Source organism: Pandoraea oxalativorans (assembly GCF_000972785.3).
GTDB classification, from domain to species: Bacteria; Pseudomonadota; Gammaproteobacteria; order Burkholderiales; family Burkholderiaceae; genus Pandoraea; species Pandoraea oxalativorans.
Map to the genome: position 1 here is coordinate 4,956,164 of NZ_CP011253.3, position 25,653 is coordinate 4,981,816.

17 protein-coding genes, 2 tRNA genes, 2 rRNA genes and 4 pseudogenes are annotated in these 25,653 nt (G+C 58.9%); 7 read left to right on the top strand and 18 right to left on the bottom strand.

The window, feature by feature from the left end; translation table 11 throughout:
* Positions 1 to 14: 14 nt before the first annotated feature.
* The 5 genes from MB84_RS21840 to coq7 all read right to left on the bottom strand — a co-directional run bounded on the left by MB84_RS21840 (position 15) and on the right by coq7 (position 4,602).
* Positions 15 to 1,790, bottom strand: a complete 1,776-nt coding sequence (locus MB84_RS21840; protein ID WP_046289873.1) for a peptidoglycan D,D-transpeptidase FtsI family protein — start codon at positions 1,788 to 1,790, stop codon at positions 15 to 17.
* Positions 1,787 to 2,131 (bottom strand): cell division protein FtsL, encoded by a 345-nt coding sequence (ftsL, locus tag MB84_RS21845; RefSeq protein WP_046289874.1) that lies wholly within the window; start codon positions 2,129 to 2,131, stop codon positions 1,787 to 1,789. Before ftsL ends, MB84_RS21840 begins: the two co-directional genes overlap by 4 nt.
* A complete protein-coding gene (rsmH, locus tag MB84_RS21850) occupies positions 2,128 to 3,081 on the bottom strand; it encodes a 16S rRNA (cytosine(1402)-N(4))-methyltransferase RsmH (protein WP_046289875.1) in 954 nt (317 codons plus the stop codon). Before rsmH ends, ftsL begins: the two co-directional genes overlap by 4 nt.
* A 22-nt stretch (positions 3,082 to 3,103) precedes the next feature.
* Positions 3,104 to 3,532 carry a division/cell wall cluster transcriptional repressor MraZ gene (mraZ, locus tag MB84_RS21855; RefSeq protein ID WP_046289876.1) on the bottom strand — a complete coding sequence of 143 codons (429 nt, stop codon included), beginning with the start codon at positions 3,530 to 3,532 and terminating at the stop codon, positions 3,104 to 3,106.
* A gap of 422 nt (positions 3,533 to 3,954) precedes the next feature.
* Entirely contained in the window at positions 3,955 to 4,602 is a 648-nt protein-coding gene (coq7, locus tag MB84_RS21860) for a 2-polyprenyl-3-methyl-6-methoxy-1,4-benzoquinone monooxygenase (RefSeq protein ID WP_046289877.1), read from the bottom strand.
* A 318-nt stretch (positions 4,603 to 4,920) separates the two neighbouring features.
* Between coq7 and MB84_RS21865 the strand changes: the two genes are divergently transcribed.
* A complete protein-coding gene (locus MB84_RS21865) occupies positions 4,921 to 6,078 on the top strand; it encodes a porin (protein WP_046289878.1) in 1,158 nt (385 codons plus the stop codon).
* A 183-nt stretch (positions 6,079 to 6,261) separates the two neighbouring features.
* Positions 6,262 to 6,741: a MarR family winged helix-turn-helix transcriptional regulator gene (locus MB84_RS21870; RefSeq protein WP_039393362.1), complete on the top strand. Its 480-nt coding sequence runs from the start codon at positions 6,262 to 6,264 to the stop codon at positions 6,739 to 6,741.
* 37 nt (positions 6,742 to 6,778) lie between these two features.
* On the opposite strand, the gene MB84_RS21875 is transcribed toward MB84_RS21870, so the two are convergent.
* Together MB84_RS21875 and MB84_RS21880 are read right to left on the bottom strand one after the other, a co-directional pair.
* On the bottom strand, positions 6,779 to 7,849 hold the full coding sequence (locus MB84_RS21875) for an aminopeptidase (RefSeq protein WP_245725428.1): 1,071 nt from the start codon (positions 7,847 to 7,849) through the stop codon (positions 6,779 to 6,781).
* Positions 7,850 to 7,984: 135 nt separating this feature from the next.
* Positions 7,985 to 10,060: a molybdopterin-containing oxidoreductase family protein gene (locus MB84_RS21880; RefSeq protein ID WP_046289880.1), complete on the bottom strand. Its 2,076-nt coding sequence runs from the start codon at positions 10,058 to 10,060 to the stop codon at positions 7,985 to 7,987.
* Positions 10,061 to 10,273: 213 nt separating this feature from the next.
* On the opposite strand from MB84_RS21880, the gene MB84_RS21885 reads away from it, so the two are divergent.
* Complete coding sequence (locus MB84_RS21885) at positions 10,274 to 11,470, top strand: M20 aminoacylase family protein (protein ID WP_046289881.1); 1,197 nt, start codon at positions 10,274 to 10,276, stop codon at positions 11,468 to 11,470.
* Between the two features lie 87 nt (positions 11,471 to 11,557).
* On the opposite strand, the gene MB84_RS21890 is transcribed toward MB84_RS21885, so the two are convergent.
* Entirely contained in the window at positions 11,558 to 12,349 is a 792-nt protein-coding gene (locus MB84_RS21890) for a DUF3047 domain-containing protein (RefSeq protein ID WP_046293136.1), read from the bottom strand.
* Positions 12,350 to 12,731: 382 nt separating this feature from the next.
* Here MB84_RS21890 and istA point away from each other — a divergent pair.
* From istA to istB, 4 genes and pseudogenes are all read left to right on the top strand, one after another.
* Positions 12,732 to 13,565, top strand: a pseudogene (gene istA, locus MB84_RS21895) (IS21 family transposase); the annotation flags it as partial.
* A 35-nt stretch (positions 13,566 to 13,600) separates the two neighbouring features.
* Positions 13,601 to 15,139 carry an IS3 family transposase gene (locus MB84_RS21900; RefSeq protein ID WP_046289882.1) on the top strand — a complete coding sequence of 513 codons (1,539 nt, stop codon included), beginning with the start codon at positions 13,601 to 13,603 and terminating at the stop codon, positions 15,137 to 15,139.
* A gap of 59 nt (positions 15,140 to 15,198) precedes the next feature.
* Positions 15,199 to 15,468 (top strand): annotated as a pseudogene (locus MB84_RS21905) (IS21 family transposase); the annotation flags it as partial.
* Positions 15,465 to 16,286, top strand: coding sequence for an IS21-like element helper ATPase IstB (gene istB, locus MB84_RS21910; protein ID WP_044453167.1), 822 nt, complete (start codon positions 15,465 to 15,467; stop codon positions 16,284 to 16,286). The pseudogene MB84_RS21905 and the gene istB, both read left to right, overlap by 4 nt.
* Positions 16,287 to 16,612: 326 nt before the next feature.
* Here istB and MB84_RS31075 read toward each other — a convergent pair.
* From MB84_RS31075 to MB84_RS21960, 10 genes and pseudogenes are all read right to left on the bottom strand, one after another.
* A pseudogene (locus MB84_RS31075) lies at positions 16,613 to 16,720 on the bottom strand (IS110 family transposase); the annotation flags it as partial.
* A 56-nt stretch (positions 16,721 to 16,776) separates the two neighbouring features.
* Positions 16,777 to 18,363: an IS66 family transposase gene (gene tnpC, locus MB84_RS21915; RefSeq protein ID WP_046289884.1), complete on the bottom strand. Its 1,587-nt coding sequence runs from the start codon at positions 18,361 to 18,363 to the stop codon at positions 16,777 to 16,779.
* Positions 18,364 to 18,421: 58 nt separating this feature from the next.
* Positions 18,422 to 18,769, bottom strand: a complete 348-nt coding sequence (gene tnpB, locus MB84_RS21920) for an IS66 family insertion sequence element accessory protein TnpB (RefSeq protein ID WP_046289885.1) — start codon at positions 18,767 to 18,769, stop codon at positions 18,422 to 18,424.
* Complete coding sequence (gene tnpA, locus MB84_RS21925; RefSeq protein WP_052654594.1) at positions 18,766 to 19,224, bottom strand: IS66-like element accessory protein TnpA; 459 nt, start codon at positions 19,222 to 19,224, stop codon at positions 18,766 to 18,768. Before tnpA ends, tnpB begins: the two co-directional genes overlap by 4 nt.
* Positions 19,225 to 19,281: 57 nt before the next feature.
* A protein-coding gene (locus MB84_RS21930; protein ID WP_157122856.1) for an IS3 family transposase occupies positions 19,282 to 20,492 on the bottom strand; the annotation gives its coding sequence in 2 pieces (ribosomal slippage) (positions 19,282 to 20,177 and positions 20,177 to 20,492; 1,212 coding nt in all).
* A 143-nt stretch (positions 20,493 to 20,635) separates the two neighbouring features.
* A pseudogene (locus MB84_RS21940) lies at positions 20,636 to 21,556 on the bottom strand (IS110 family RNA-guided transposase); the annotation flags it as partial.
* A 436-nt stretch (positions 21,557 to 21,992) separates the two neighbouring features.
* A 5S ribosomal RNA gene (gene rrf / locus MB84_RS21945) occupies positions 21,993 to 22,105 on the bottom strand.
* A gap of 128 nt (positions 22,106 to 22,233) precedes the next feature.
* Positions 22,234 to 25,111: ribosomal RNA gene (locus tag MB84_RS21950) — 23S ribosomal RNA — on the bottom strand.
* A gap of 298 nt (positions 25,112 to 25,409) precedes the next feature.
* Positions 25,410 to 25,485 (bottom strand) — tRNA-Ala (locus MB84_RS21955).
* A 52-nt stretch (positions 25,486 to 25,537) separates the two neighbouring features.
* Positions 25,538 to 25,614: transfer RNA gene (locus MB84_RS21960), tRNA-Ile, on the bottom strand.
* Positions 25,615 to 25,653: the final 39 nt, after the last annotated feature.

The window sequence follows — 25,653 nt, forward strand, 5'->3', positions numbered from 1 at the left end:
TTGCGGCGTCGGGGTCACGGTGCCCATGGCTCGCTCTCCTCCACCTTGTCGCTCACGACGAGCTTCGTCACCGGCGAATCCGGCACCACGTTCAATGCCCGCAACGTACCGCCCACGATCGACGCGAACGCCGGACCCGCAGCCACGCCACCGTAGTGCGAACCGCGGCCCGGCTCGTCGAGCGTGACGGCCACGATGATGCGCGGCTCGGACATCGGCGCCATGCCGACGAACGATGCGCGGTACTTGCTTTTGTCGTATCCCTTGCCCGATTGCTTGTAAGCCGTGCCGGTCTTGCCGCCCACGCGATATCCGATCACCTGAGCGCGCGTGGCCGTGCCGCCGGGCGACGTCACCATCTCCAGCATCTTGCGTACTTCGCGTGCCGTGGCTGGCGAGATAACCGGCGTGCCCTTCACGACGCTTCCGTCCGTCTTATAGATAGAGATCGGCAGCAATTCGCCGTCGTGGGCGAAGACCGTGTACGCACGCGCCAGTTGAATCAACGAGGCCGACAGCCCGTAGCCGTAGCCCATCGTCGCCTGTTCAATCGGACGCCAGCTCTTGGCCGGACGCAGACGGCCCGCCACGGCCCCCGGGAAACCCAGCTTCGGCGCCTGACCGAGGCCGACGCTCGTGAACATGTCCCACATGTCCTGCGGCTTCATCATCAGCGCGATCTTCGCCGTGCCGATGTTGCTCGACTTCTGAATGACACCGGCCACCGTGAGCAGGCCGTAGTCGTGGGTATCGGTGATGTTCGCGCCGAAGAAGTTGGCGCGCCCCGTGGTCATGACCGTCGACGTCGGCTTCACATAGCCGTTATCCATCGCAGCGGCGATAGTGATCGGCTTCATGATGGAGCCGGGCTCGAACGTGTCGGTGATGACGCGGTTGCGAAGCTGTGCGCCCGTCAGGTTCGTGCGGTTGTTGGGGTTGTACGTCGGCAGGTTGGCCAGCGCGAGCACCTCGCCCGTGCGCACGTCGAGCACCACGGCGCTGGCGGCTTTCGCGCCGGTGCGCTCCATGGCGTCCTTGAGTTCGCTGTAGGCGAGGAACTGAATCTTGCTGTCGATCGAGAGCGTGATGTCGTGACCGTCGCGCGGCTGCGCGAGGATGTCGATATCCTCGACCACGCGGCCCAGACGGTCCTTGATCACCCGGCGGCTGCCCGGCGTTGCGGCCAGATCCTTCTGCATCGACAGTTCGACGCCTTCCTGACCGATATCCTCGACGTTCGTGAAGCCGACCACGTGCGCCGCGATCTCGCCTTCCGGATAGAAGCGCTTGTACTCCTTGCGCTGATACACGCCGGGGATGTCGAGGTCGGCGACTTGCTTGGCCACGTCCGGCAGGACCTGACGCTTCACATAGACGAAGCTCTTTTCCTGATTGAATTTGCGACGCAGATCCGACTCGCTCATCTCGAGCAGCTTCGAGAGCTGACGCACCTGCTGCGTCGAGACGTCGTCGGGCACGTCTTCCGGAATCGCCCAAATAGCCTTCACGGGCAGACTGGTGGCAAGCACCTGTCCGTTACGGTCGAACACTTTGCCGCGCGTGGCGGACATCTCCAGTGTGCGTTCGTAACGGCTCTCGCCCTGACGTTGATAGAAGGCGTTGCCCGGCCCCTGAATCCAGAAGGCACGTGCGACCAGCGACGCGAACGCGCCGAAGATCACGAAGACGAGCATCTTCGAGCGCCACATCGGCAGACGCACGGACAGGACCGGGCTGGCAGAGAACTGCACATCCTTGGTCTTGGCTTTGGCGTCTTTGCGGCGAATCATCGTTTGCCTCCGCTCGCAGGGGCGGACGCGGCGCTCGCGGTCGGCACCGGCACGTCCACCATCGCGCCCGTGCTGCCGGCCAGCGCGGACAGATATTGCGTGCGGCCAGGCGAGACGGCCTGCATCTTCAGGTCGCTACGGGCGACGCTCTCGATACGGGCGCTCTTGCTCTGTGCGCTCTGTTCATACTGGAGACGGTCCCAGTCCTGCAGCAATTGATGCTCGAGCGCCTGCTCGCGGTTCAGTTCGACGAACGTGCCGCGCGCACGATATTGCGCATTGATCAGGGAAAGGGCGCAGCCGATCAGCACGGCGAGCAGGAGGACATTGAGGCGGCTCATGTCGACACCCGCTCCATGACCCGCATGATCGCCGAGCGCGAACGAGCGTTCGCCTCCACTTCGGCGGCGGATGGCTTGATCTTGCGGCTGGCTTTGAACGGCGGCTCGGGAATTTCGTGGGCGCGCAAGGGCACGCGGCGATCCACCGCCGGCGCGCTTGAGCGAGCCTGCATGAAGCGCTTCACGATCCGGTCTTCCAGTGAATGAAAGCTGATCGCCACGAGTCTGCCTCCCGTTTCGAGGACATCGGCCGCCACATCCAGTGCTATCTGCAAGTCCGCAAGCTCTTGATTGACGTGAATCCGTAGAGCCTGAAAGGTACGTGTTGCCGGGTCCTTGCCCTTCTCACGGGTTTTGACGGCGCCCGCCACGATCGAGGCAAGCTCGCGTGTACTGACGAGAGGCCCGAGGCGGTCGGCGTCTGCCCGGCGAGCAACAAGCGCCTTTGCAATCTGAAAAGCAAACCGTTCTTCCCCATAGTCCTTGATGACCTCCGTCATTTCTTCCAGCGTTGCCCGGGCCAGCCAATCGGCAGCCGACTCGCCGCGCGTGGGATCCATGCGCATATCGAGCGGACCGTCGGCCCGAAAACTGAACCCGCGCGCCGGGTCGTCGATTTGCGGCGACGACACGCCCAGATCCAGCAAAACGCCCGACACCTTGTCGATACCGCGCCGGGCCAGCGCCTCGCGCAACGTCGCGAAGCTCTCGTGCTCAATCGAAAATCGCGGATCGGCAATCTTTGCCGCCTCCGCGATCGCTTGGGGATCCTTGTCGAATGCGATCAGTCTCCCCTGGGCACCCAGCCGCTCGAGCAGCCTGCGACTGTGCCCGCCGCGGCCGAACGTGCCGTCGACGTAGACGCCATCGTCGCGCCACAGCAAGGCATCCACGGCCTCCTCTAGCAGGACCGTGCGGTGCTGCATTACCGTTTCCACCGCGTGCGCCATGCTCGTCGGACCACCTGATCTGTCAAAAAGTGAAGTTCTTCAGTGCTTCCGGCATGCCCTGCGCCATCGCTGCCTGTTCCTTGGCGGCATACGTCGCGGCATCCCAGAGTTCGAAATGACTGCCCATGCCCAGCAGCATGACTTCCTTGTCCATGCCCGCGGCGGCGCGCAATTCGGGCGCCACCAGGACACGGCCCGCAGAATCCATCTCGACGTCGGCTGCGTTGCCCAGGAAGATGCGTCGCCACCAGTGCGCGTCCATCGGCAGTGCGGCGATCTTGCCGCGGAAGACCTCCCATTCGGGACGCGGGAACAGCAGCAGACATCCATCCGGGTGCTTGGTGATCGTCACCTTGCCTTCAGCGTCGCCTTGAAGCACGTCACGGTGCCGGGCCGGAATCGACATCCGTCCCTTTGCATCCAGTGAAAGTGCCGAGGCTCCCTGAAACACGTGCGCTCCCGTGAGATTTCTTCCGTCTGCCCGTCATGCCGAAAGAGAAAGATTTTGTGCTCTACACCACACAAAAATACACTTTCTCACACTATTTCCCACTTTAGAGGAGAGTGTATGGGCGGTCAAGCGTTTCACCCATTTTTCAGAGGGAATTTGGTAGTCAGAACAATGACTTAGCTCACTTTCCTAAAGTTGGAAAACGGAATTTTGTCAGGAAAATTAAAGACATAAGTGCGATAGTGAAAGTGGAACCTCATATTTCGAGCAGCACTTCGCGCGAGGCCCCGTCAGCACTGTCGATACGGCGTAGTGCGCGCTCACGCCGTGCCGACACCGTGGAAAACCGGTCGGCACGCGCTCACACGAGAGGGAATCGATGCAGGAGGCAGGGGTCTTTCGGGGGAGTTCTTGCGGACGCTCTATATATAGTAGGCGGTCGTCGTCATGACCTTTGCCGCAGCGCGCATGACGCGCTGGACCGGCGCAGGCAGCTCGATACCGCCCGCGTCACGCGCGGCCTGCCCGTGTTCGATCTCGTCCAGACGCATCTGATCGACGATGGCCCGCGAACGCAGGTCGTGCGCCGGCAAGTCATCTAGATGGCTGTCCAGATGATGCTCGACCTGACGCTCAGTCTCCGACATGAAGCCGAGACTCACCTTGTCGCCGCACTTTCCGGCGACGAAGCCGATGGCAAAAGCCCCCGCGTACCACAACGGATTGAGCAGACTGGGACGCGAACCGAGCTCCGAGAGACGGTGCGCCGTCCACGCGAGGTGGTCCTCCTCTTCCTTGCCCGCGTGCTCGAACGCCGTGCGCAACTCCGGGCGCTTCGTCGCCAGCTTCTGCGCCTGATACAACGCTTGCGCACACACCTCACCGACGTGATTCACGCGCATGAGCCCGGCCACGTGACGCCGCTCTTCGGCCGTCAGCGCGTCGTCGCCTGCGGGGGGGGCGCTATTTTCGGATTGGATCGCAGCGGGAGTCGGACGGGACGCTTGCGTGACGCCTGCGATGGCACGCAGACCTCGGTCGAGCTCGGAGATCAGACTGTCGGAGAACATCGTACTTTCGACTCACTCAAATCTTTCACAATACGGAATGCAGGACGATTCTTTCACGTCCGCGGCCAATGATACGCCCCTTTGTCCGGCGCGCCTTGCGCGGGCGCAAACGCGCGAAATGCCCGCCAGAGGCCGGTTTCCGCGATGTTGCGTAAACGAAACAAAACCCGCCGCGAACCCGCGTAAAACCGGCCTTTTCCTTTGCCGCCTAAAGTGAATTTGTTACATTACGTCCAACTTCTCGCGAAGTTGATTAGCAAGGACGTTATCACTAGTGACCTTGTTAAACAAATCTCACAATCCTTTGGAGATCACTCAATGAAAAAGTCGCTTCTCGCTCTGGGTGTGCTCGGCGCATTCGCTGGCGCTGCTCACGCTCAAAGCAGCGTGACCCTGTACGGTATCATCGACGCTGGCCTGCAGTACGTCAGCAAGACTGGTGGCAACCTGGCTGGCACGGGTAACACCTCGAAGAACTTCCAGTTCGCCAACGGTAACCTGCAAGGTTCGCGTTGGGGCCTGAAGGGTGCTGAGGACCTCGGTGGCGGCCTGAAGGCGATCTTCGTCTTGGAAAACGGCTTCAACCTGGGTTCGGGCACGCTGGGCCAGAACGGCCGTATGTTCGGTCGTCAAGCCTACGTTGGTCTGAGCAGCGCAACGGCTGGCACGTTCACCATCGGTCGTCAGTACGACTCCGTGGTTGACTTCGTTGGCCCGTACGCTTCGGGTAGCCAATGGTCGACGTTCGCGGGCGCTCACCCGTTCGATAACGACAACCTGAACAACTCGTTCCGCGTCAACAACTCGGTCAAGTACACGACGGTCAACTACAACGGCTTCAGCGCCGGCGGTATGTATGGCTTCTCGAACTCGGCTAACAACGGTTCGACGGGTTCGGGCTTCGCCAACAACCGTGCTTACTCGTTCGGTCTGGGCTACGCTAACGGCCCGGTGTCGTTCGGCGCAGGCTACTTGTACCTTGGTTCGCCGGCTAGCAACTCGACCGGTGTGATCAACAACGGTGGCGATGCTACGACCCCGATGACGCTCGGCGGCCTGGTTGCCAGCGACAAGGCATGGATCGCATCGGCAGGCGGTTCGTACGCCTTCGGTCCGGCCACGCTGGGTCTGGTCTACGCACACAGCGTGTACCAATACGTTGGTGGCGGCAGCTGGAAGTTCGACAACGCCGAACTGAACGCCAAGTACATGCTGACCCCGGCTCTGCAACTCGGCGCATCGTACACGTACACGTGGTCGACGATCGCTCTGGCAGGCAACAGCGGTTCGCCGAAGTACCACCAAGTCAACCTGGGCGTCGACTACTTCCTGTCGAAGCGCACGGACACGTACCTGGTTGGTCTGTGGCAACACGCCAACAACGACGCTCCTGGCGGCGCATCGTTGAACGGCCTGGGCTTCTCGAACAGCTCGAACCAATTCGCTGTTACGGCCGGTATCCGTCACAAGTTCTAAGCTGACAGTTTCTGTCACTTAGGCTTTGGCGAAAGGGCACCTTCGGGTGCCCTTTTTTTGTGCGTCAATCGCACAGCACAACCGCCCTTGATCCCATCACCCCGGCCCGGTAGCCGCCCTATCTTGACCCGGCGATTATTTCAAACCTAAAATTTCCATACTGTAAATTCTCCACCATCGACCATGAGCCTCGCCGACTCCGATTCTCTCGATCTCGAAACGCGAGCCCACGATCGCGAGCACGACGCACTGCGGCTCTGGTTGCGGCTGCTAACCTGCGCCAACCTGATCGAGACGGACATCCGCTCACGCCTGCGTCAGGAGTTTGACTGCACGCTTCCGCGCTTCGATTTGCTCGCGCAGCTTGATCGCCACCCGGAAGGACTGAAGATGGGTGAGCTCAGCAAACGGATGATGGTAACCGGCGGAAACGTGACCGGCATCACCGATCAGTTGGAGAAAGAAGGCTGGGTGACGCGCGAGACCGTCGTCAACGACCGGCGCGCGTTTCTGATCAAACTGACGGCGCGTGGAAAGAAGGCGTTTTCCAATATGGCCCGCGCTCATGAGCAATGGATTGAGCAACGTCTTGGCGCCTTGCCTGAAGATCAGCGGCAGCAACTTTATCTGCTGCTCGGGGATTTGAAGTCGGTCATTTCGTAGCGATAGCGAAGTCCCACGAACACACTTCACACGCAGATCACCGCACAGCCTGCATCGGGGCATCCAGTAGCGCTCGGGCAGCGGCAGCCGCTGGCGTACCGTCCAATGCTGCGAGCGTCGCATTTCGTTCTGCTTCCGGCCGTTTCGACATGGCTTTGACCGCTGCGTAGAACGTCGGCAGGTCGTCGTGCTCTTGCGCTAGCAGCGCCATAAACGCAGGCACCCACTGGTTATAGGTCGCGAACGATCCGATCTTGGCGTTGTTCAGGTCCGTGGCAAACCACAGATCGAAGCCCTTGTAACCGCCCCAGGACGTCTTCAGCGCGTCGTAATCCGCACGCATACGATCGAATAGCACGGTCTTGTTCGCTATCTTTTCCGCGTCCGCTTCCGAGCTGTCATACACGGCTGCGAGACGTTTGCGATACCCGTCGACCAATTTGCGGAACTGGCGGCGATGCGCATCGTAACGGTCGTACTCGATCGCCGCGTCGGGGTGCGCCGCAAGCCAGCGCCTAACCCCCACCGTCTCGACGGTCACGGCGAAGGACTCGTTAAACGCCGTATCTCCCCGAACGAACAGAATCTGATGCGCAAGTTCGTGGAAGATCATGCGCGCAACTTCCGCCCGCGGGAGATAGATAAAGGTGTTGAGCAGCGGATCGTCGAAATAGCCCAGCGTCGAATAGGCAGGGATTCCCGCGACGAAGGTCTCCCAGCCGTCCCTATGAAGTTCGGCCGCGTATGCCTCGGCGGACTCACGCGAGTAATAGCCACGGTACTCGACGCAACCCACAACCAATAGGCACGACTCATGGAGCTTCAGGGACAGGGCTGGTGCGGCGAACACGTTGTACACAACGAATGGCCGCTTGAGATCGGCATAGCTACGATAGCTGCCGTTATCCGGTTCGCCGAGTGCCGAGACGGCGTAGCTTCGAATTTGCTCTGCCTCGATCAGCCGTGAGCGCAAACGCGGATCGATAGACGGATCCGCCAGCAAATCACTGACCGGCTGCGCTTCATGTAAGACGGTGAAGTGGCCGTTGATCGACTGCGCATAGTAGCCGACCTGCGCGCAGCCCGGAAGCCCAATTGCGAAGGCCATCGTGAGAGCGAGTCCCGCGCCCCGGGAAGCCCGGCGCAGGAGCCTCGCAAGCAAAATCGGCATTGCTGGACTCCTGGGTATGGGTTCGGAAGGGACTCGGAACGAACTGGGAACCGGCTCGGAACGTCGCCGCCATCAGACCGGTGCGACGTCGACCAGGCAATCGTAAAACGTCGGCGCCCGGCCAAGATCGGTGAGTTGCTGGCTGGTGACTTCGTTGGCGTTTTTTCCATCCGGCGCGAGCTTCTTCCACCAGATCGAAAGCCCGACCACAACGCCCTCCCGCGCTTTCTCCGTAACCCGAGCCTTGGCACTGAGCGTGCCACGGTCGTTGAAAATACGAACGTTCGCACCATCCGAGATGCCGCGTGGTGCCGCGTCCTTCGGATGAATATCCAACGTGGGCTCTCCGATTGAAGCCCGAAGACTGTCGACGTTAACGAAGCTGGAATTCAGGAAATTGCGCGCCGGCGGCGAAATCATGGCCAGCGGATAGCGCTCAGCCAATTCCGGATTACTGGCGACCGATTCGTACGGCGGCACCCAATCCGGTAGCGGATCGAATCCTTCTTCACGCATACGCTCGGAGTAGAACTCGCATTTACCGGACGGCGTATAAAACTGGCCGTTCGCAAAGGGTGCCTCAGGCAGATCGTAGCGAATCCACCCGTCACGTTTGAGCGTCTCCCAGTCACTGCCAGCCATACGAGCATCGCTCCAGTGAATCGATTGCGCTGCCAGTTGGTCGTCGGTATCGGAAAAACACGGCTCCTGCCAGCCCATCCGCCGGGCCAGCAGACGGAAAATCTCCGAGTTCGGTTTCGACTCGCCGAGCGGCGCGATGGCCGGGTTATTCGCGAGCAGATACGTGTGACCGTAGGCCTTGTGAATGTCCAGATGCTCTAACTGCGTCGTCGCAGGCAGCACGAAGTCGGCATAGTCTGCCGTGTCCGTCTGGAAGTGCTCAAGTACGACAGTGAAGAGATCTTCACGCGCGAAGCCAGCCGCGACCTTGCTCGACTCAGGTGCAACGGCCACCGGGTTGCTGTTGTAAACCACCAGCGCCTCGATCTTCGGGCCGAAAACGTCGTCCCCCGGATGACACAACGCGTCCCCGATGGCGCTCATATTCACGGTGCGCGCCGGTTTGTCCTGACGCGCCCGCAGATCGGGGCGCGCCTGTGCCGCCACATCCACCGGCGCATAGCCGGACGTCGACATCAGCAGGCCACCTGCCGGGTCCCGCCATGCACCGATCAGCGCCGGGAGACAGGCCACCGCGCGGGTTGCCTGACCACCGCCCTTCGCGCGCTGCATGCCGTAGTTAAGACGAATGGCGGCAGGCTTCGCGCTGGCGTACTCGCGCGCCAGCGTCGTCACCGTTTCTTCGGGAATGCCGCAAATCTCGGCGACTCGCGCCGGCGTGTAGCGACGAACGCGACCCTTGAGCTCGCTGTAACCGACCGTGTGACGCGCGATGTACTCGTGATCGACCAGATCTTCTGCGATCAGCACATGCATCATGCCCAGCGCCAACGCCGCATCGGTGCCCGGCAGCAGTGCGATGTGCTGATGGCACTTCTCGGCAGTGAGGGATCGGTAGGGATCGATGGCAATCAGCTTGGCGCCCCGTCGCTTGGCTTCCTGGGCAATGGCCCAGAAGTGCACGCTCGACGTGATGGGATTGCTCCCCCAGATGAGGATCAGTTTGCTGTCGACGAAATGCTCGACATGCATGCCGACGCCAGCGCCATACGTATACCGAAGCCCTGCGGCCCCTGCGCTCGCACAGATGGTGCGGTCAAGATCGGACGCACCGAGTTTATTGAAGAATCGTGCGGCCATCGACTCGCCCTGCACGAAGCCCATCGTACCGGCGTAGCTGTACGGCAGGATCGCTTCGGGCTCTCGGGCCGCAATGGCGCCTAAGCGGGTCGCGATCTCATCGAGCGCTTCGTCCCAGCTCACCCGCACGAACTCGCCGCTGCCCTTCGGCCCAACGCGCTTCAGCGGGTGCAGCAGACGATCCGGGTGATACGTTCGTTCGGTGTAACGAGAGACTTTCGTACACAGGACACCCTTGGTCGTCGGATGGTCCGCATCTCCCTGGACCTTGATCGCGACGCCGTTCTCCACCGTCACATGCATGGCGCATGTATCGGGGCAGTCATGCGGGCATGCGGCCCGAACGACGTGGGTATTGGTCGTCATCAAACTACTCCTCTCTCTACCAAATTTGCGCGCTCGGGGACATTGGCGCGCTGGCGATATTGTATTACGTTCGCCCGTGGACTGCCCCGCCACACGGGCATTTCCGGCTTTTTTCGGGCGATTCCGACCGCCCGTTCGGACATTTCCGAGCGGAGTGCCAGACTTGCCCATTAGGGGTAAGATGAGCCATTGCGCTCCGCAGGAAACCCCGTCATGAAGCTCATTCCAGAAATCGACGCCGCTCGCGGCGAAATCCAGACCATCCGACGCGACATCCACGCGCACCCCGAGCTGTGCTTCGAAGAGAAACGCACCTCCGACGTCGTCGCCGACACGTTGACCCAATGGGGCATCCCGATTCATCGTGGCCTTGGCAAGACCGGCCTCGTCGGCATCATCAAGAATGGCAGCAGCGACCGCGCGATCGGTCTGCGCGCCGACATGGACGCACTCCCGATTCACGAAGCCAATACCTTCGAACATGCCTCGCGGCATGAAGGGAAGATGCACGCCTGCGGGCATGACGGACACACCGCCATGCTGCTTGCTGCGGCGCAATATCTGCAGAAACACCGGAATTTCGACGGCACGGTCTACCTGATTTTCCAACCAGCGGAGGAAGGCGGTGGCGGTGCCCGCGAGATGATCAAGGACGGGTTGTTCGAACGGTTTCCGATGCAGGCAGTGTTCGGCATGCACAATTGGCCAGGCGTACCGACGGGCACCTTCGCCGTCACGCCTGGGCCGATGATGGCTTCGAGCAACGAATTCAAGATTTCGATTCGCGGCAAGGGTACGCATGCCGGTATTCCGAACGCAGGGATCGATCCGGTGATTGCGGCCGTCCAGGTCGCTCAGGCGCTACAGAGCATCATTACTCGAAATAAGCGCCCGATTGACGCGGCAGTACTCTCGATCACGCAAATCCACGCTGGCGATACGACGAACGTTGTTCCTGATTTGGCATGGCTTGGCGGTACGATTCGCACGTTCTCGATCGAGGTCCTCGATCTGATCGAGACGCGACTTCGCGAGGTTTCCGAGTTTGTGGCCAAGGGGCTCGGTTGCACGGCCGAAATCGAGTTTCACCGCAACTACCCACCGACCATTAACGAGCCGGGCATGGCTGCGCTGTGTGCCGATGTGATGCGGCAAGTGGTGGGCGACGAGAACGTCAATGACAAGGTCGAGCCCACGATGGGCGCGGAAGATTTCTCGTTCATGCTGCTCGAGAAACCGGGTGCCTACGTTTTCATCGGGAATGGGGATGGGACGCACCGGGACAGCGGCCACGGCCTCGGTCCTTGCAACCTTCACAATGCCAGCTATGACTTCAACGATGATCTGCTGCCGCTCGGTGGCACCTATTGGGTCAAGCTGGTCGAGACGTATTTCGAGCGCAATAAATGAGTGAACGGCACTGACATCTCAGCGCTCAACAAAAAAGCCAGCAATATGAATTGCTGGCTTTTTCGCTTTTATTGGTGGCATCAGTAGCTATTTTGCTGCCGTCGTCGTGGGAATGCCGTCTGTGTCCAGGTGGATGTCGCCGTACCATGCGGTGAACTTGGACTGCGTATTATCGCCGTCACTCATGATGGCGATGCCGATTAGGCGGCCTGGCGGTTCACCAAACGCTTTTTCGTAATCCTTCGCGATATCCCGGGAATATGTCAGCCACTGGCCGAGGTTGCTCGTCCCCGTCTCGACGACGACGGAACGGATGCGGGCGGCGTAGGGATTAGGCGCCACGTCATTCACGGCGAGTTTTTCGTCACCCCACGTGTACATCAGCGTCGCGAACGGCAACTCCCGGCCGCTGACCATTCGGGCCAACTCACGGTGCATGTGATCTTGCATCGAGAGTTTGCCTGCGTCGCCGTCAAAGGCGAGCGCAATGCGCAGCGGTGCATCATCGTATCGCTTCGTACGGATGTCCGCGTCGACCGGCATGCCATCCGCGCGCCAACGCCACGTCAGCTTCCCACCGGGATATACGGGAATATCGAGCTTCTGTGCAATGCCGGACGCCGAACCGTCAACGGTTGCACGAATCACTGCGATGCCTTCGCTATCCGTAGTCTGCTCATAGTGCGTCAGGCGCTCGTTGCGAGTGACAAGATATGTTTCCCAATGCGGAGGAAGGCCTTCGGCATCAACAGCCGCGGAGAGCGGTGCGATTTCCTCATGATGAGGCAACGCCGTCGAAGCTGAAGCATGCGCGATCGACACGTCTTGCGACGCACATCCACCAATACCGCCGATCGCGATGGCAGCACTAAAGCTCACCAACCCGACCTGCAACCATGCGTAATGCCTATTTCTATTTCGTTCGACCACCCGTTTTACTCCCCGAACTCCCAACCGCGTGGTCGAATGCTAAGCGAGAAATGCACGACGATCTACCCGGAATTTCACTTCGTGCCGGCGTTACAACAACGCACATCGATTAGATGACTTGCAGAATCGCGCGACCCGAGACGCCGTGCATATTGCAACGCGGCTCTATCGACTGGGCGGCGACAATTATCTTGGCCGGTCGTTGACGATTGTTTTGGCCGGTGGTGAGGCGTTGGAGGCGGCGTAGCCGCCGGAGACGACGAGCCACCGGCGACGCCGGGTCGACGGGGCTTAGGATGAACTGACCGAAGCTTGAGGAAGCGGTCAGCTCATGTCTGGAACCCGCATTACCGACCAACAGGTTCGTCTCTACATGAACAAGCGCAAACACCACCCGCAGGAAGTCGCGGCCGCCAAGACCGGCATCAGCGTGCGTACGGCACGCCGTATCGAACGTGACGCCACTTTGCCATCCCAGAAGCCGCGGCATTCCTGGCGGACCCGTCCCGATCCGTTTGTCGACGTCTGGGACCGCGAAGTCGTGCCGCTGCTGCGTAACTCGCCCCACCTGATGGGCATCACGGTCTTACGCAAGCTGCAAGATGATCACCCGGATCGTTATCCCGATAGTATGCGGCGCACGCTGGAGCGGCGTATTCGCCAGTGGCGCGCTCTCGAGGGCCCCACTCAAGAGGTGTTCTTCCCGCAGGAGCATCAGCCCGGTGTGCGCGGACTGTCGGACTTCACTGATATGAGCAAGCTGTGCGTGACGATCGGTGGCGCCCCGTTCGGTCACCGGCTGTATCACTTCGTGCTGGCGTTCTCGCGCTGGGAGTACGCGAACGTGGTTGAGGGGGGCGAGAGTTTCGAAGCCCTCGCGGCCGGATTGCAGAACGCGCTATGGCAGGCGGGCGGCTGTCCCCGTGAACATCGATCTGACAGCCTGTCGGCCGCCTTCAAGAACCTGACGGAGCAGGAGGACTTCACGGCGCGTTACGCAGCGCTGCTCGACCATTACGGCATGAATGGCACGCGCAACAATCGCGGCCTGGGCCATGAGAACGGCAGCGTGGAATCCTCGCATCGGTATCTGAAGGAAGCGCTCGAGCAGGCATTGATGCTTCGCGGCCATCGTGACTTCGCTGACCGGCCTGCCTACGGGGATGCGGACAAAATCTTGGACTACTTTGAAGGTAGTCCATGTATTCATACCAAGAACGCGTTCGGGCGGTCGAGCTGTACCTGAAACTCGGGAAGCGCAGCAAAGCGACCATTCGCCAGTTGGGTTACCCGACGAAGAATTCTCTCAAGGCGTGGTGTAACGAATTCGAGAAGATTGGCGATCTGCAGAGGGGGTATGTTCGCGTAAAGCCGAAGTACTCAGAAGAACAGAAGAACGTAGCACTCGAGCATTACGTCAACCACGGGCGCTGCTTCGCCTTCACCCTCAGGACATTGGGCTATCCCTGTCGCCAGATACTAACGGAGTGGGTTCGCGAGCGCTATCCGGAAACCAGGAAATGCGTGGTTGGCAAGGCCGGTCGACCAACTGCTTCATTGGTGTCCAAGCAGGCTGCGGTGTACGAACTGTGCACACGGGAAGGAAGTGCAGAGGCGGTGGCCCGAAAGCTGGACGTCGACAGGGTGACGCTGTACAACTGGAAGAACCAGTTACTCGGCCGAGAGGCTCCTGCATCCATGAAACGCGACAAAGGCTCGCCCGCAGAGACAGATCGGGACGAACTGGAACGGCAGGTCGAAGCGCTCCAGCGCAAAATTCGCAATCTGCAGCTTGAACAGGACCTGTTGAAGAAGGCGAATGAACTCCTAAAAAAAGACCTGGGCGTCGACCTGCAACTCCTGAGCAACCGGGAGAAGACGACGCTGGTTGACGCCCTGAGAGAGCAGTACGTTTTGGCTGAGCTGCTTGAGCAGCTGGACTTGGCGCGCAGCTCCTATTTCTACCATCGGTCGCCCATGCGGGTTGCCGACAAATATGCCGAAGTTCGTCGTACCGTTGCGGAAATCTTCGAGGACAATCACCGATCCTACGGCTATCGTCGGGTGCAGGCAGCGCTCAGCAGACAACGCGTGTTTCTATCGGAGAAAGTCGTGCGTCGCCTCATGAAACAAGGCGGCCTCTACGCGGCGAGGCCCAAGCGGCGCCGATATCGTTCTTATGTCGGGGAAATTAGCCCTGCCCCAGATAACATCATCAATCGCGATTTCCACGCTACCGCCCCCAACGAAAAGTGGCTGACGGATATCTCCGAGTTCCAGATCCCGGCCGGGAAGGTATATCTATCGCCGATGATCGACTGCTTCGATGGCATGGTAGTCAGTTGGTCGATTGGCACAAGCCCCGACGCCGAGCTCGTGAATACCATGTTAGATGCGGCTATCGAGACCGTGACCGAGGACGATGAGAAGCCGATCGTACATTCCGATCGGGGTGGCCACTACCGTTGGCCTGGCTGGCTATCGCGAGTTGCAAAGGCTAATCTGATCCGATCCATGTCGCGTAAAGCCTGCTCACCAGACAATGCGGCCTGTGAGGGATTCTTCGGAAGGCTGAAGACCGAAATGTTCTATCCAGGGGACTGGCGTTCGACGACCATCGTGCAATTCGTAGAGGCACTGAACGCCTACATTCGCTGGTACAACGAAAAGCGGATCAAGGGCTCCCTTGGCTATCTCAGCCCCATCGAGTACCGTGAAAGCCTCGGGTTAACGACGTAAAACAGTCCAAGAAAATAGCCGCATCCCCGGTGGGTCAGTTTTACATCGGCGCTAACACCTACCGCCGGACCTGGGAGCGGCTGGAGGCGCAACTGACGCAACGGCAGGCCTGCAAGACCATGGTGGGTCTGCTTGAACTCGCGGGCCACCACGGCGTTGAGGCGTTATTGGCCGAACGGCTTGATGCGTTGCTCGCAGCAGGCGAGCTGCCCGATCTAAAGCAGTTGTGCAATGAATTCGCGCCGCGTCAGGCCCTATGTCCCGAGGTGGTGGTCGAGATGCCGCCCGTTGCGCTCTATGACGAGCTTCTCGACAAGGTGGCAGCATGAACGCCCCTGCCCACGACAACGGCCGTCTGGCCCTGATGTTGAACGAGTTACGCCTGCCGACGATCGGCAGGCTATGGCCCGAGTTCGTTGAGCGCTCTGACAAGGAAGGCTGGCCCGCTACGCGATTGCTTGGGGCGCTGCTTGAGCACGAACTGGCCGAACGCGCCAAACGACGCATTGAGCGGCACCGTACCGAGTCGCATCTGGACCCGACGAAGACGCTTGCTACCTTCGACTTCGGCATGGTGCCGATGGTCTCGAAGGCGCATGTTACGGCGCTGGCCACCGGAGAATCCTGGCTGGAGAAAGGCGCCACAATTCTCCTGTTCGGCCCGCCGGGCGGCGGCAAGAGTCATTTGGGCTCAGCCCTCGGTCATGCGTTGATCGACGCCGGTTATCGCGTGCTGTTCACGCGCACCGCTGAACTTGTCCAGAAGCTCCAGGCCGCGCGCCAAAGCCTGCAACTGCCGTCCGCGCTCGCGAAGCTCGATCGCTTCGATCTCATCATCCTGGATGACCTGTCATACGCTCGCAAGGACCAGGCCGAAACCAGCGTGCTGTTCGAGCTGATCGCCGAGAGATATGAGCGCAAAAGCCTGCTGATTACGGCCAACCAGCCCTTCTCTGGATGGAACGATGTCTTCCCTGATCCGGGCATGACGATCGCCGCTATCGACCGGCTCGTCCATCACTCGACGATCTTCGAGCTCAACGTCGAAAGCTATCGCCGTCGTAAGGCCAGCGACAAACAAAGCGCCCGCCGGCGTCAATTACCTAACGACAATTGCGAAGGAGGAACGACAACTATGGCCTCTTAACCAGCGACAACTACACCCGTTGACCGGCCAAGATAGTTGTCGCTGACCGGCCATGCTGCTTGACGCTTATATGAACGCCGCCCGGCTTGCAAGGTAATATCGTTGTGACATTGGACGAGAATTTGGTTGCAGGCTTATATCCGGCGTCTGCAGGCCAGCCTGCGCGCCCTGATGGAATTCGCCAAGAACGACCTCTACTGTCTAGCGCGCTCGAAGCGCACAGCGTCAATCAGGCTTACGTTCTTGCGGACCAACCTGTCTCGCCATCACATCGTTATCGACCTTCGCAACCTGTCTGCGTGACTCGTGCTCGATACCCCTGCTTTTCAGCTAGCCCTTTGTGCTGCGTAGTCTGTCTGGTAAGTTTTGTCGTGCGCGAGTAACGACCACGCTGTTCGCGCCATCTTGTTTGCCAGCGCGACGGCAACCACATTCGTAAGCACTCGATGTGTACCGTAGATCGGGTTGTTGACGCGCCGGTAAATGGCGGTTAGCGAATGGGCTCGATCTTGGCGGTGTCAGGCAGTTGCTGCGCCACATTCCATGGCAGCAACTCGTCGATCCGATTGGCCGGATGATCGGCAATGCGCTCGAGCACGTGGGCGAGGTAGGCTTCCGGGTTGATGCCGTTCAAGCGTGCCGTACCGATGAGGCTGTACATCGCCGCAGCACGCTCACCGCCCGAATCAGCGCCAGCAAACAGATAATTGCGGCGGCCAATCGCCACGCCGCGCAGCGCACGCTCGGCAATCAGATTGTCGATCTCCGCTTGCCCGTCCTCGCAGTAATAGGCGAGTGCAGGCCAGCGGTTCAGAGAATACTGAATCGCTTTGGTCGTGTCGGATTTGGCCGAGAGCATGGGCAATACCGACTCGTACCATTGTCGCAGTGCCTCGAGTCGCGGTACCGCCCGAGTTTGGCGCACCTGCCGTCGTTCATCAGGCGGCTTACCCCGGATTTCGGCTTCTATGCGATATAGCTCGCCGATGCGGTGCAGCGCTTCTTCTGTAATGGCGCTGGGGCGTACCGCATGCAGGTCGTAGATCTTGCGTCGCGCGTGCGCCATGCACGCCGCTTCGCGGATGCTGCCGTCCTCAAAGAGCGGCGCGTAACCGGCAAACGCATCGGCTTGCAGCACCCCGCTAAAGCTTGCCAGATGTCGCTGTGGGTGCTCACCACGCCGATCCGACGTGTAGGCAAACCACACCGCGGGCGCCTCATCCGAGCCGCACGGCCGGTCGTCACGCACGTACACCCAGAGCCGTCCGGTCTTTGTGCTGCCTCGCCCGGGCTCTAACACCGGTAATGGTGTGTCATCGCCGTGGACCTTGGTGCCGCCCAGCGCGTAGGCTCGCACGGCGTCTACCAGTGGATCGAGCAACCAGCAAACACGCCCCAGCCAATGCCCCATCTGCCCGGCCTCGAGTTCCACGCCGTCACGGGCATAGATTGCCTGCTGGCGGTACAGCGGTTGGTGGTCGAGGAATTTGCTGGTGATAATGTGTGCGAGCAGATTGGGGCCGGCCACGCCACGCTCAATCGGGCGACTCGGTGCCGGCTGCTGCACAATCGTGTCGCAGCACGCACAAGCGAGCTTGGGGCGGCGGTGGCGAATCACACGGAAGTGCGCTCGCACGTATTCGAGCTGCTCCGAGACGTCTTCGCCCAGCGGCTTGAGGTTACCACCGCAGGCCGGGCAATCGTCTGCCTCGGGTAGGTAGACGCGCACTTCGCGCTCGAGGTGCTCCGGCAGCGCCTGGCGCTCGACTCGGACTTTTGCCTGGGACTTGATCGGCGTGGCCGCCTCGGTGGCACCTTCGTCGGCCTGCAGATCTTCCAGGCGCAGCTCAAGCTGTTCGATCTGACGCGCCAGTTTCTCCGACTTTCGTCCAAACTGCATACGCTTGAGTTTGTCGATGAGCAGCTTCAAATGCGCAATCTCTTGCTCGCGCGATGTGAGGCGCGTCTGCAGCTCGGCGAGCTGTGTTTCGCGTTCGTGCAAAACCTGCTGGCTAGCCAACACCAACGCCTTGAGGGCATCGATGTCGTCAGGCAGATTGGCGCGGGAGAAGCTCATGACGTAAGCCTATCGCCCAGAGCACCCGTTGCCTATCGGATATCTCCCAAAAAATACGTTATCTCGCACTGCGTGGGCGAGCCGCGTCGATGGGCTCGCGCCAATCGAACCCTTCAAGCAAGAGTGAGAGCTGCGCAGTGGTGAGTGCCACGACACCACCATCGGCCCGTGGCCACGCGAATCGCCCCTTCTCCAGCCGCTTGGCCAGCAGGCACAGCCCGCCATCGCTCCAGTACAGGGCCTTGAGCAGATCACCGCGCCGGCCACGAAACAGAAAGATGTGCCCCGAGAACGGGTCCTTTTGCAGCACCAACTCGACCTTGGCTGCCAGGCTATTAAAGCCGCAGCGCATATCCGTGACGCCAGCGGCAATCCACACCCGCGTGTTCGAGGGCAACCCGATCATGTGCGTAGCTCCGAGATCAACTCGCGCAGTAACTCCAAACTCAGCGGACCATCGAAGCGCATTGTGCCGCCACGCATCACCAACTCGATCTTCCCCTCGTGCCGCAATGAACATCGTGAGGTCGGGACTGCTTGGTCTGCCGACGGCGTGGGGATACCAACGAGAGCCTTCGTGATCGTCACGGGAACAAACTCGGTCACCGAAGCCGCAGAACTCTGGCGAGTAACAAGCTCAGGCGTGACATCACCGTAAGCGCCAGCCAGATAATGCCGGCGCCATTTGAATAACAAGTTGGCGTTGATGCCTGCCTTGCGCGCCGTCAAAGCAACCGACGCACCTGGCCTTAACGTTGCCTCAACCGTTGCGCGCTTGAACTCCATTGAGAAATTCGCTCGTCGGTAAGGTACCGCTTCCACAGCCACACTCAAAACCTTGTCCACTTTTGCGCCCACCATTTCATTTGGTGGACGCAAAAGTACCCTGGAGTTGACCCTGTAAAACCGGACACACCATCACACTAAGGTTGCTGAATCCATCGAGCGCCGGAACTCGCGAGGCGAGCGGTATTTCAGCGCGCTATGGGGGTGCTTCTCGTTGTAATGCTCAAATGCAATGGCCAGATTGTGAGCAGCGGTTGCAGCATCCGGCTTCGGCATGAAGGCGACGTAGTCGCGCTTCATCGTTTTCACGAAGCTCTCGGCCATGCCGTTACTTTGCGGACTGCACACGGGCGTGGTCAATGGCTTTAGTCCGATGTTCATCGCAAACCGGCGCGTATCGTCAGCCGTATAGCCCGAACCATTGTCGCTCAGCCACTCGATTTCGGACGGCGTATGCACCTCGTTGCCGAACCGATTTTCCACTGCGGCCAGCATCACGTCGCGCACAATGTCGCCGCTGTGGCCTGCTGTCGTCGCCGCCCAGCTCATCGCTTCTCGGTCGCAGCAATCCAGCGCAAACGTCACACGCAGCGGCTCGCCGTTGTCGCAGCGGAACTCGAAGCCGTCCGAGCACCATCGCTGATTGCTGCGCGCGACGGCCACTTTGCCATCATGTCGACGGTGGGCTCGCGGCGCAATCGGTCGGCGCTGCGTCAGCAGCCCATGCGTTCGCATGATGCGATAAATGCGCTTGGCATTGAACGGCGCCAGTCCAACTGCAACGCGCTCGTTGCGCAACGTGCCCCAAACCCGCCGGTAGCCATAGCTGGGCAAATCGCCGACGACACGGCGGATTTCCTCGACTACAGTTTCGTCGTCGGTCGGCCTTGATTGCCGGCCATCGCGCCACGTCGCCGGACGCGACAGTCGTGCCGATACGTTCGAGCGCGACACGCCGAGAACTTCACAGACCAGTTTCACTGGCCGTCCTCCGGCAGCAAGGGCGAGTGCGCTATCCATTTTTTTGCTCGGCTGTATTCAACTGCTTCCCGGAGAATCTCGTTCTCCATTGTTTTTTTGCCGAGCATCCGTTGCAGCTCGCGAATCTGCTTGAGCGCATCAGCCAACTCCGATGCCGGAACCACTTCTTCGCCAGCCTTGACCGCTGACAGGCTACCGTCCTGGTACAGCTTGCGCCAGTGGAATAGCTGGTTCGGGTTCACGCCGTAATGGCGCGCGACCATTGAAACCGATTTTCCCGGTTCGAAACTCTCGCGAACCATCGACAGTTTCTGCTCCGCCGTCCAGCGACGCCGGCGCTCTGGGCCCGTCAACACTTCCATCACTTCCTGCTTGGTGTTAGTCAAAAACACAGTCTTATGCCTACCCGTTATTGTAAGTGGGTCGCTGTGTCCGGTGTTTCATGGGGCCGCTCCATACCCACAGACTCGCCTCCCATCAAGACGGTACTCCTCGAGCCTTTACCCACATTCGTAGGCCGACGCAGGGACAGTTGCTCGCTCCAGGCGCCCTTGCTCCTGCTCTTGAACATGACCGCTCGTGCACCGTGAATCAGTAGCATGCGTATATAGCTGTCGCCGCGCTTGCTTATGCCGCCCAACCGTACCTTGCCGCCTGTACCGCTTTGCCTGGGAACCAGGCCGAGGTACGCGGCAAGCTCACGTCCGGATTTGAATGCAGCAGGATCGCCGATCGTCGCGACCAGGGCTGTCGCCGTCAATGGTCCGATACCTGGAATCGTAGCGACCCGCTGACATGCCGCCTCCTGTCGTTGCCAGGCAACGATCTGTCTCTCGAGTTTCCTGATCTCGCCGTCGATCCGCTCGATGTGCTGAAGCTGGTCGCGCAGCGCATCGAACAACGTGCCCGGAACGACCTCTTCGATTTCATGTAGTCGCTCGCGGACCTCGGCAAGGCCGGCGACGCGACCCGCTTTGAGCGTCACGCCAAATTCGTACAGCAGGCCGCGCAACTGGTTGACTTGCATGGTACGTGACTTGACTAGCAGTGAACGCATGCGATGCAGGGCCAGCGTGGCCTGCTGATCCGCTGTCTTCGGTGCTACCGAACGCATGCCGGGTTGCTGTGCTGCCGTCCAGATCGCACGAGCGTCCGTCGCATCGGTCTTGTTATTCTGGACGAACGGGCGGATGAATCTCGCATGCAGCAATACGACTTCATGACCCAGCGCTACGATCTTGCGTGCCCACCAGTGCGCACTTCCGCAGGCTTCCAAAGCCACCCGTCCGGCCGGTCGCTGGCCAAGAAATTCTATAACCTGTTGCTTCGTGAACCGCCGGTTCACAATCTCTCCCGTTTCCGTTTCGACCCAATACATCTGGAAAGCCCGCTTTGCAATGTCGAGCCCGAACGTCGTAGTATTCATGATGGTCCCTCCGTTCCTCAAGTGGTCGCGACACCTCCACTTTGGCACATTGATGCCATTCGGTTCTGGAGGGACCCAACACTCCCAAAGTCACTTCCGTGTCCGGGGCCTGAATCCAGCGCGAAGGGAGGGCGGCGTTCATACCATCTGTCTAATCGACGCTATTTGAGATGATCGATTAACCGAGAGCCATAACCAAAGCGCTGACCAAGGCACAGCCTGTTAAGGCAACCGAGCCTGATTGGCCGGTCGCTGGGGGCATTCTGGAGACTGGATCGTGGTGTTAGCGGCCCCGTTACCTCGGACCTGCAGCCGAACAACGCTGTTGAAGTGCGAAGCGACACCCGGAACTGACGGTGCAGTGGATTCGTGTACAAATACGCCCCACAAAGCAAAAACCCCTTGCTACGTGAGTAGCAAGGGGTTTTTAAGGGGAGCCTGACGATTACCTACTTTCACACGGGTATCCGCACTATCATCGGCGTGGAGTCGTTTCACGGTCCTGTTCGGGATGGGAAGGGGTGGTTCCAACTCGCTATGGTCATCAGGCTTAACTTGTATGTTCTGCTGAGCGGGGTCAGCAAAACCAATTCGGAAGAAGCGTAGTACAACAATTCTTGTGGGTTGTGAGTGTATCGGCACAGCGATACTCACACCAGGAAAAACACACTGGTTATAGGATCAAGCCTTACGGGCAATTAGTATCAGTTAGCTTAACGCATTACTGCGCTTCCACACCTGACCTATCAACGTCCTGGTCTTGAACGACCCTTCAAAGGAATCGAGTTCCTAGGGAAGTCTCATCTTAAGGCGAGTTTCCCGCTTAGATGCTTTCAGCGGTTATCTCTTCCGAACATAGCTACCCGGCGATGCCACTGGCGTGACAACCGGTACACCAGAGGTTCGTCCACTCCGGTCCTCTCGTACTAGGAGCAGCCCCCTTCAAACTTCCAACGCCCACGGCAGATAGGGACCAAACTGTCTCACGACGTTTTAAACCCAGCTCACGTACCTCTTTAAATGGCGAACAGCCATACCCTTGGGACCGGCTACAGCCCCAGGATGAGATGAGCCGACATCGAGGTGCCAAACACCGCCGTCGATATGAACTCTTGGGCGGTATCAGCCTGTTATCCCCAGAGTACCTTTTATCCGTTGAGCGATGGCCCTTCCATACAGAACCACCGGATCACTATGACCTGCTTTCGCACCTGCTCGACTTGTCAGTCTCGCAGTTAAGCACGCTTTTGCCATTGCACTATCAGCACGATTTCCGACCGTACCTAGCGTACCTTCGTACTCCTCCGTTACACTTTGGGAGGAGACCGCCCCAGTCAAACTGCCTACCATGCACTGTCCCCGATCCGGATTACGGACCTAGGTTAGAACCTCAAACAAACCAGGGTGGTATTTCAAGGACGGCTCCACAGAAACTAGCGTTCCTGCTTCAAAGCCTCCCACCTATCCTACACAGACCGGTTCAAAGTCCAATGCAAAGCTACAGTAAAGGTTCATGGGGTCTTTCCGTCTAGCCGCGGGTAGATTGCATCATCACAAACACTTCAACTTCGCTGAGTCTCGGGAGGAGACAGTGTGGCCATCGTTACGCCATTCGTGCAGGTCGGAACTTACCCGACAAGGAATTTCGCTACCTTAGGACCGTTATAGTTACGGCCGCCGTTTACCGGGACTTCAATCAAGAGCTTGCACCCCATCATTTAATCTTCCGGCACCGGGCAGGCGTCACACCCTATACGTCCACTTTCGTGTTTGCAGAGTGCTGTGTTTTTATTAAACAGTCGCAGCCACCAGTTTATTGCAACCCCTTCACCCTCCTGGCGCAGGCCAGTTAAGCTACAAGGGCGTACCTTATCCCGAAGTTACGGTACCAATTTGCCGAGTTCCTTCTCCCGAGTTCTCTCAAGCGCCTTAGAATACTCATCTCGCCCACCTGTGTCGGTTTGCGGTACGGTCTCGTATGACTGAAGCTTAGAGGCTTTTCTTGGAACCACTTCCAATTGCTTCGCGAACAAGTTCGCTCGCCCCACAGCCTTGAATTACGCGCCCGGATTTGCCTAAGCGCCTTCTCCACTGCAGGGACCGGGACTTCCAACACCCGGACAACCTTCCGCGATCCGTCCCCCCATCGCATCATACGACGGTGCAGGAATATTAACCTGCTTCCCATCAGCTACGCATCTCTGCCTCGCCTTAGGGGCCGACTCACCCTACGCCGATGAACGTTGCGTAGGAAACCTTGGGCTTACGGCGAGGGGGCCTTTCACCCCCTTTATCGCTACTCATGTCAGCATTCGCACTTCTGATACCTCCAGCATCCTTTACAAGACACCTTCACAGGCTTACAGAACGCTCTCCTACCATGCGAGCAAGCTCGCATCCGCAGCTTCGGTATATTGCTTAGCCCCGTTACATCTTCCGCGCAGGACGACTCGATCAGTGAGCTATTACGCTTTCTTTAAAGGGTGGCTGCTTCTAAGCCAACCTCCTGACTGTTTTAGCCTTCCCACTTCGTTTCCCACTTAGCAATATTTAGGGACCTTAGCTGGCGGTCTGGGTTGTTTCCCTCTTGACACCGGACGTTAGCACCCGATGTCTGTCTCCCGTGATTGCACTCTTCGGTATTCGGAGTTTGCTATGGCGAGGTAATCCGCAATGGACCCCTCAACCATGACAGTGCTCTACCCCCGAAGGTGATACACGAGGCACTACCTAAATAGTTTTCGGAGAGAACCAGCTATTTCCAAGTTTGTTTAGCCTTTCACCCCTATCCACAGCTCATCCCCTAACTTTTCAACGTTAGTGGGTTCGGTCCTCCAGTACGTGTTACCGCACCTTCAACCTGGCCATGGATAGATCACTTGGTTTCGGGTCTACACCCAGCGACTGAACGCCCTATTCGGACTCGCTTTCGCTACGCCTTCCCTATTCGGTTAAGCTTGCCACTGAATGTAAGTCGCTGACCCATTATACAAAAGGTACGCCGTCACCCCTTACGAGGCTCCGACTGTTTGTATGCATGCGGTTTCAGGATCTATTTCACTCCCCTCCCGGGGTTCTTTTCGCCTTTCCCTCACGGTACTGGTTCACTATCGGTCGATTACGAGTATTTAGCCTTGGAGGATGGTCCCCCCATCTTCAGACAGGATTTCACGTGTCCCGCCCTACTTTTCTCAAGCTTAGTTCCACACCAGGGTTTTCTCATACGGGGCTATCACCCACTATGGCCGGACTTTCCATTCCGTTTTGATAACACCGGTGCTAAATCTTGAAGGCTGGTCCCATTTCGCTCGCCACTACTTTGGGAATCTCGGTTGATTTCTTTTCCTGCAGCTACTTAGATGTTTCAGTTCGCCGCGTTCGCTTCGCTAGACCTATGTATTCAGTCTAGGATGACCTAAAAGGCCGGGTTTCCCCATTCGGACATTTGTGGATCAATGCTTATTTGCCAGCTCCCCACAACTTTTCGCAGGCTATCGCGTCCTTCATCGCCTGTAATCGCCAAGGCATCCACCACATGCACTTATTCGCTTGACCCTATAACGAGTGTGTCTTGCCGAAGCCAGACATTCGCTACAGGTTGAGTATTAGCGTTGTGCCGTATTCCAAGTCATCTTTCGATCACTTAAATACTGGTTGATACAATCACAACCCGTACAATTTCCACGCGCCATCTCTAACGCGCTTCCGTTGTACTACTTCTTCTTCCAAATTGTTAAAGAACATAAACTGCATGACATTGTTGTCATTCAAAAGCATTCATTTTCAGGGATTTACTTCAGAAGTACCACTGAGATAACTTGCTTTTGACTGACATCGATGCGATCTAAGGTATTGGTGGAGGATGACGGGATCGAACCGACGACCCCCTGCTTGCAAAGCAGGTGCTCTCCCAGCTGAGCTAATCCCCCAATCAAGCCGACTTACCACCACTTGAGTCTGTCGCACAGTGGTTAAAAAGCTTGGTGGGTCTAGATGGACTCGAACCATCGACCCCCGCCTTATCAAGACGGTGCTCTAACCAACTGAGCTATAGACCCGACTTAGATCTACGCAGTCAACAACCGATAAGCGTGAAC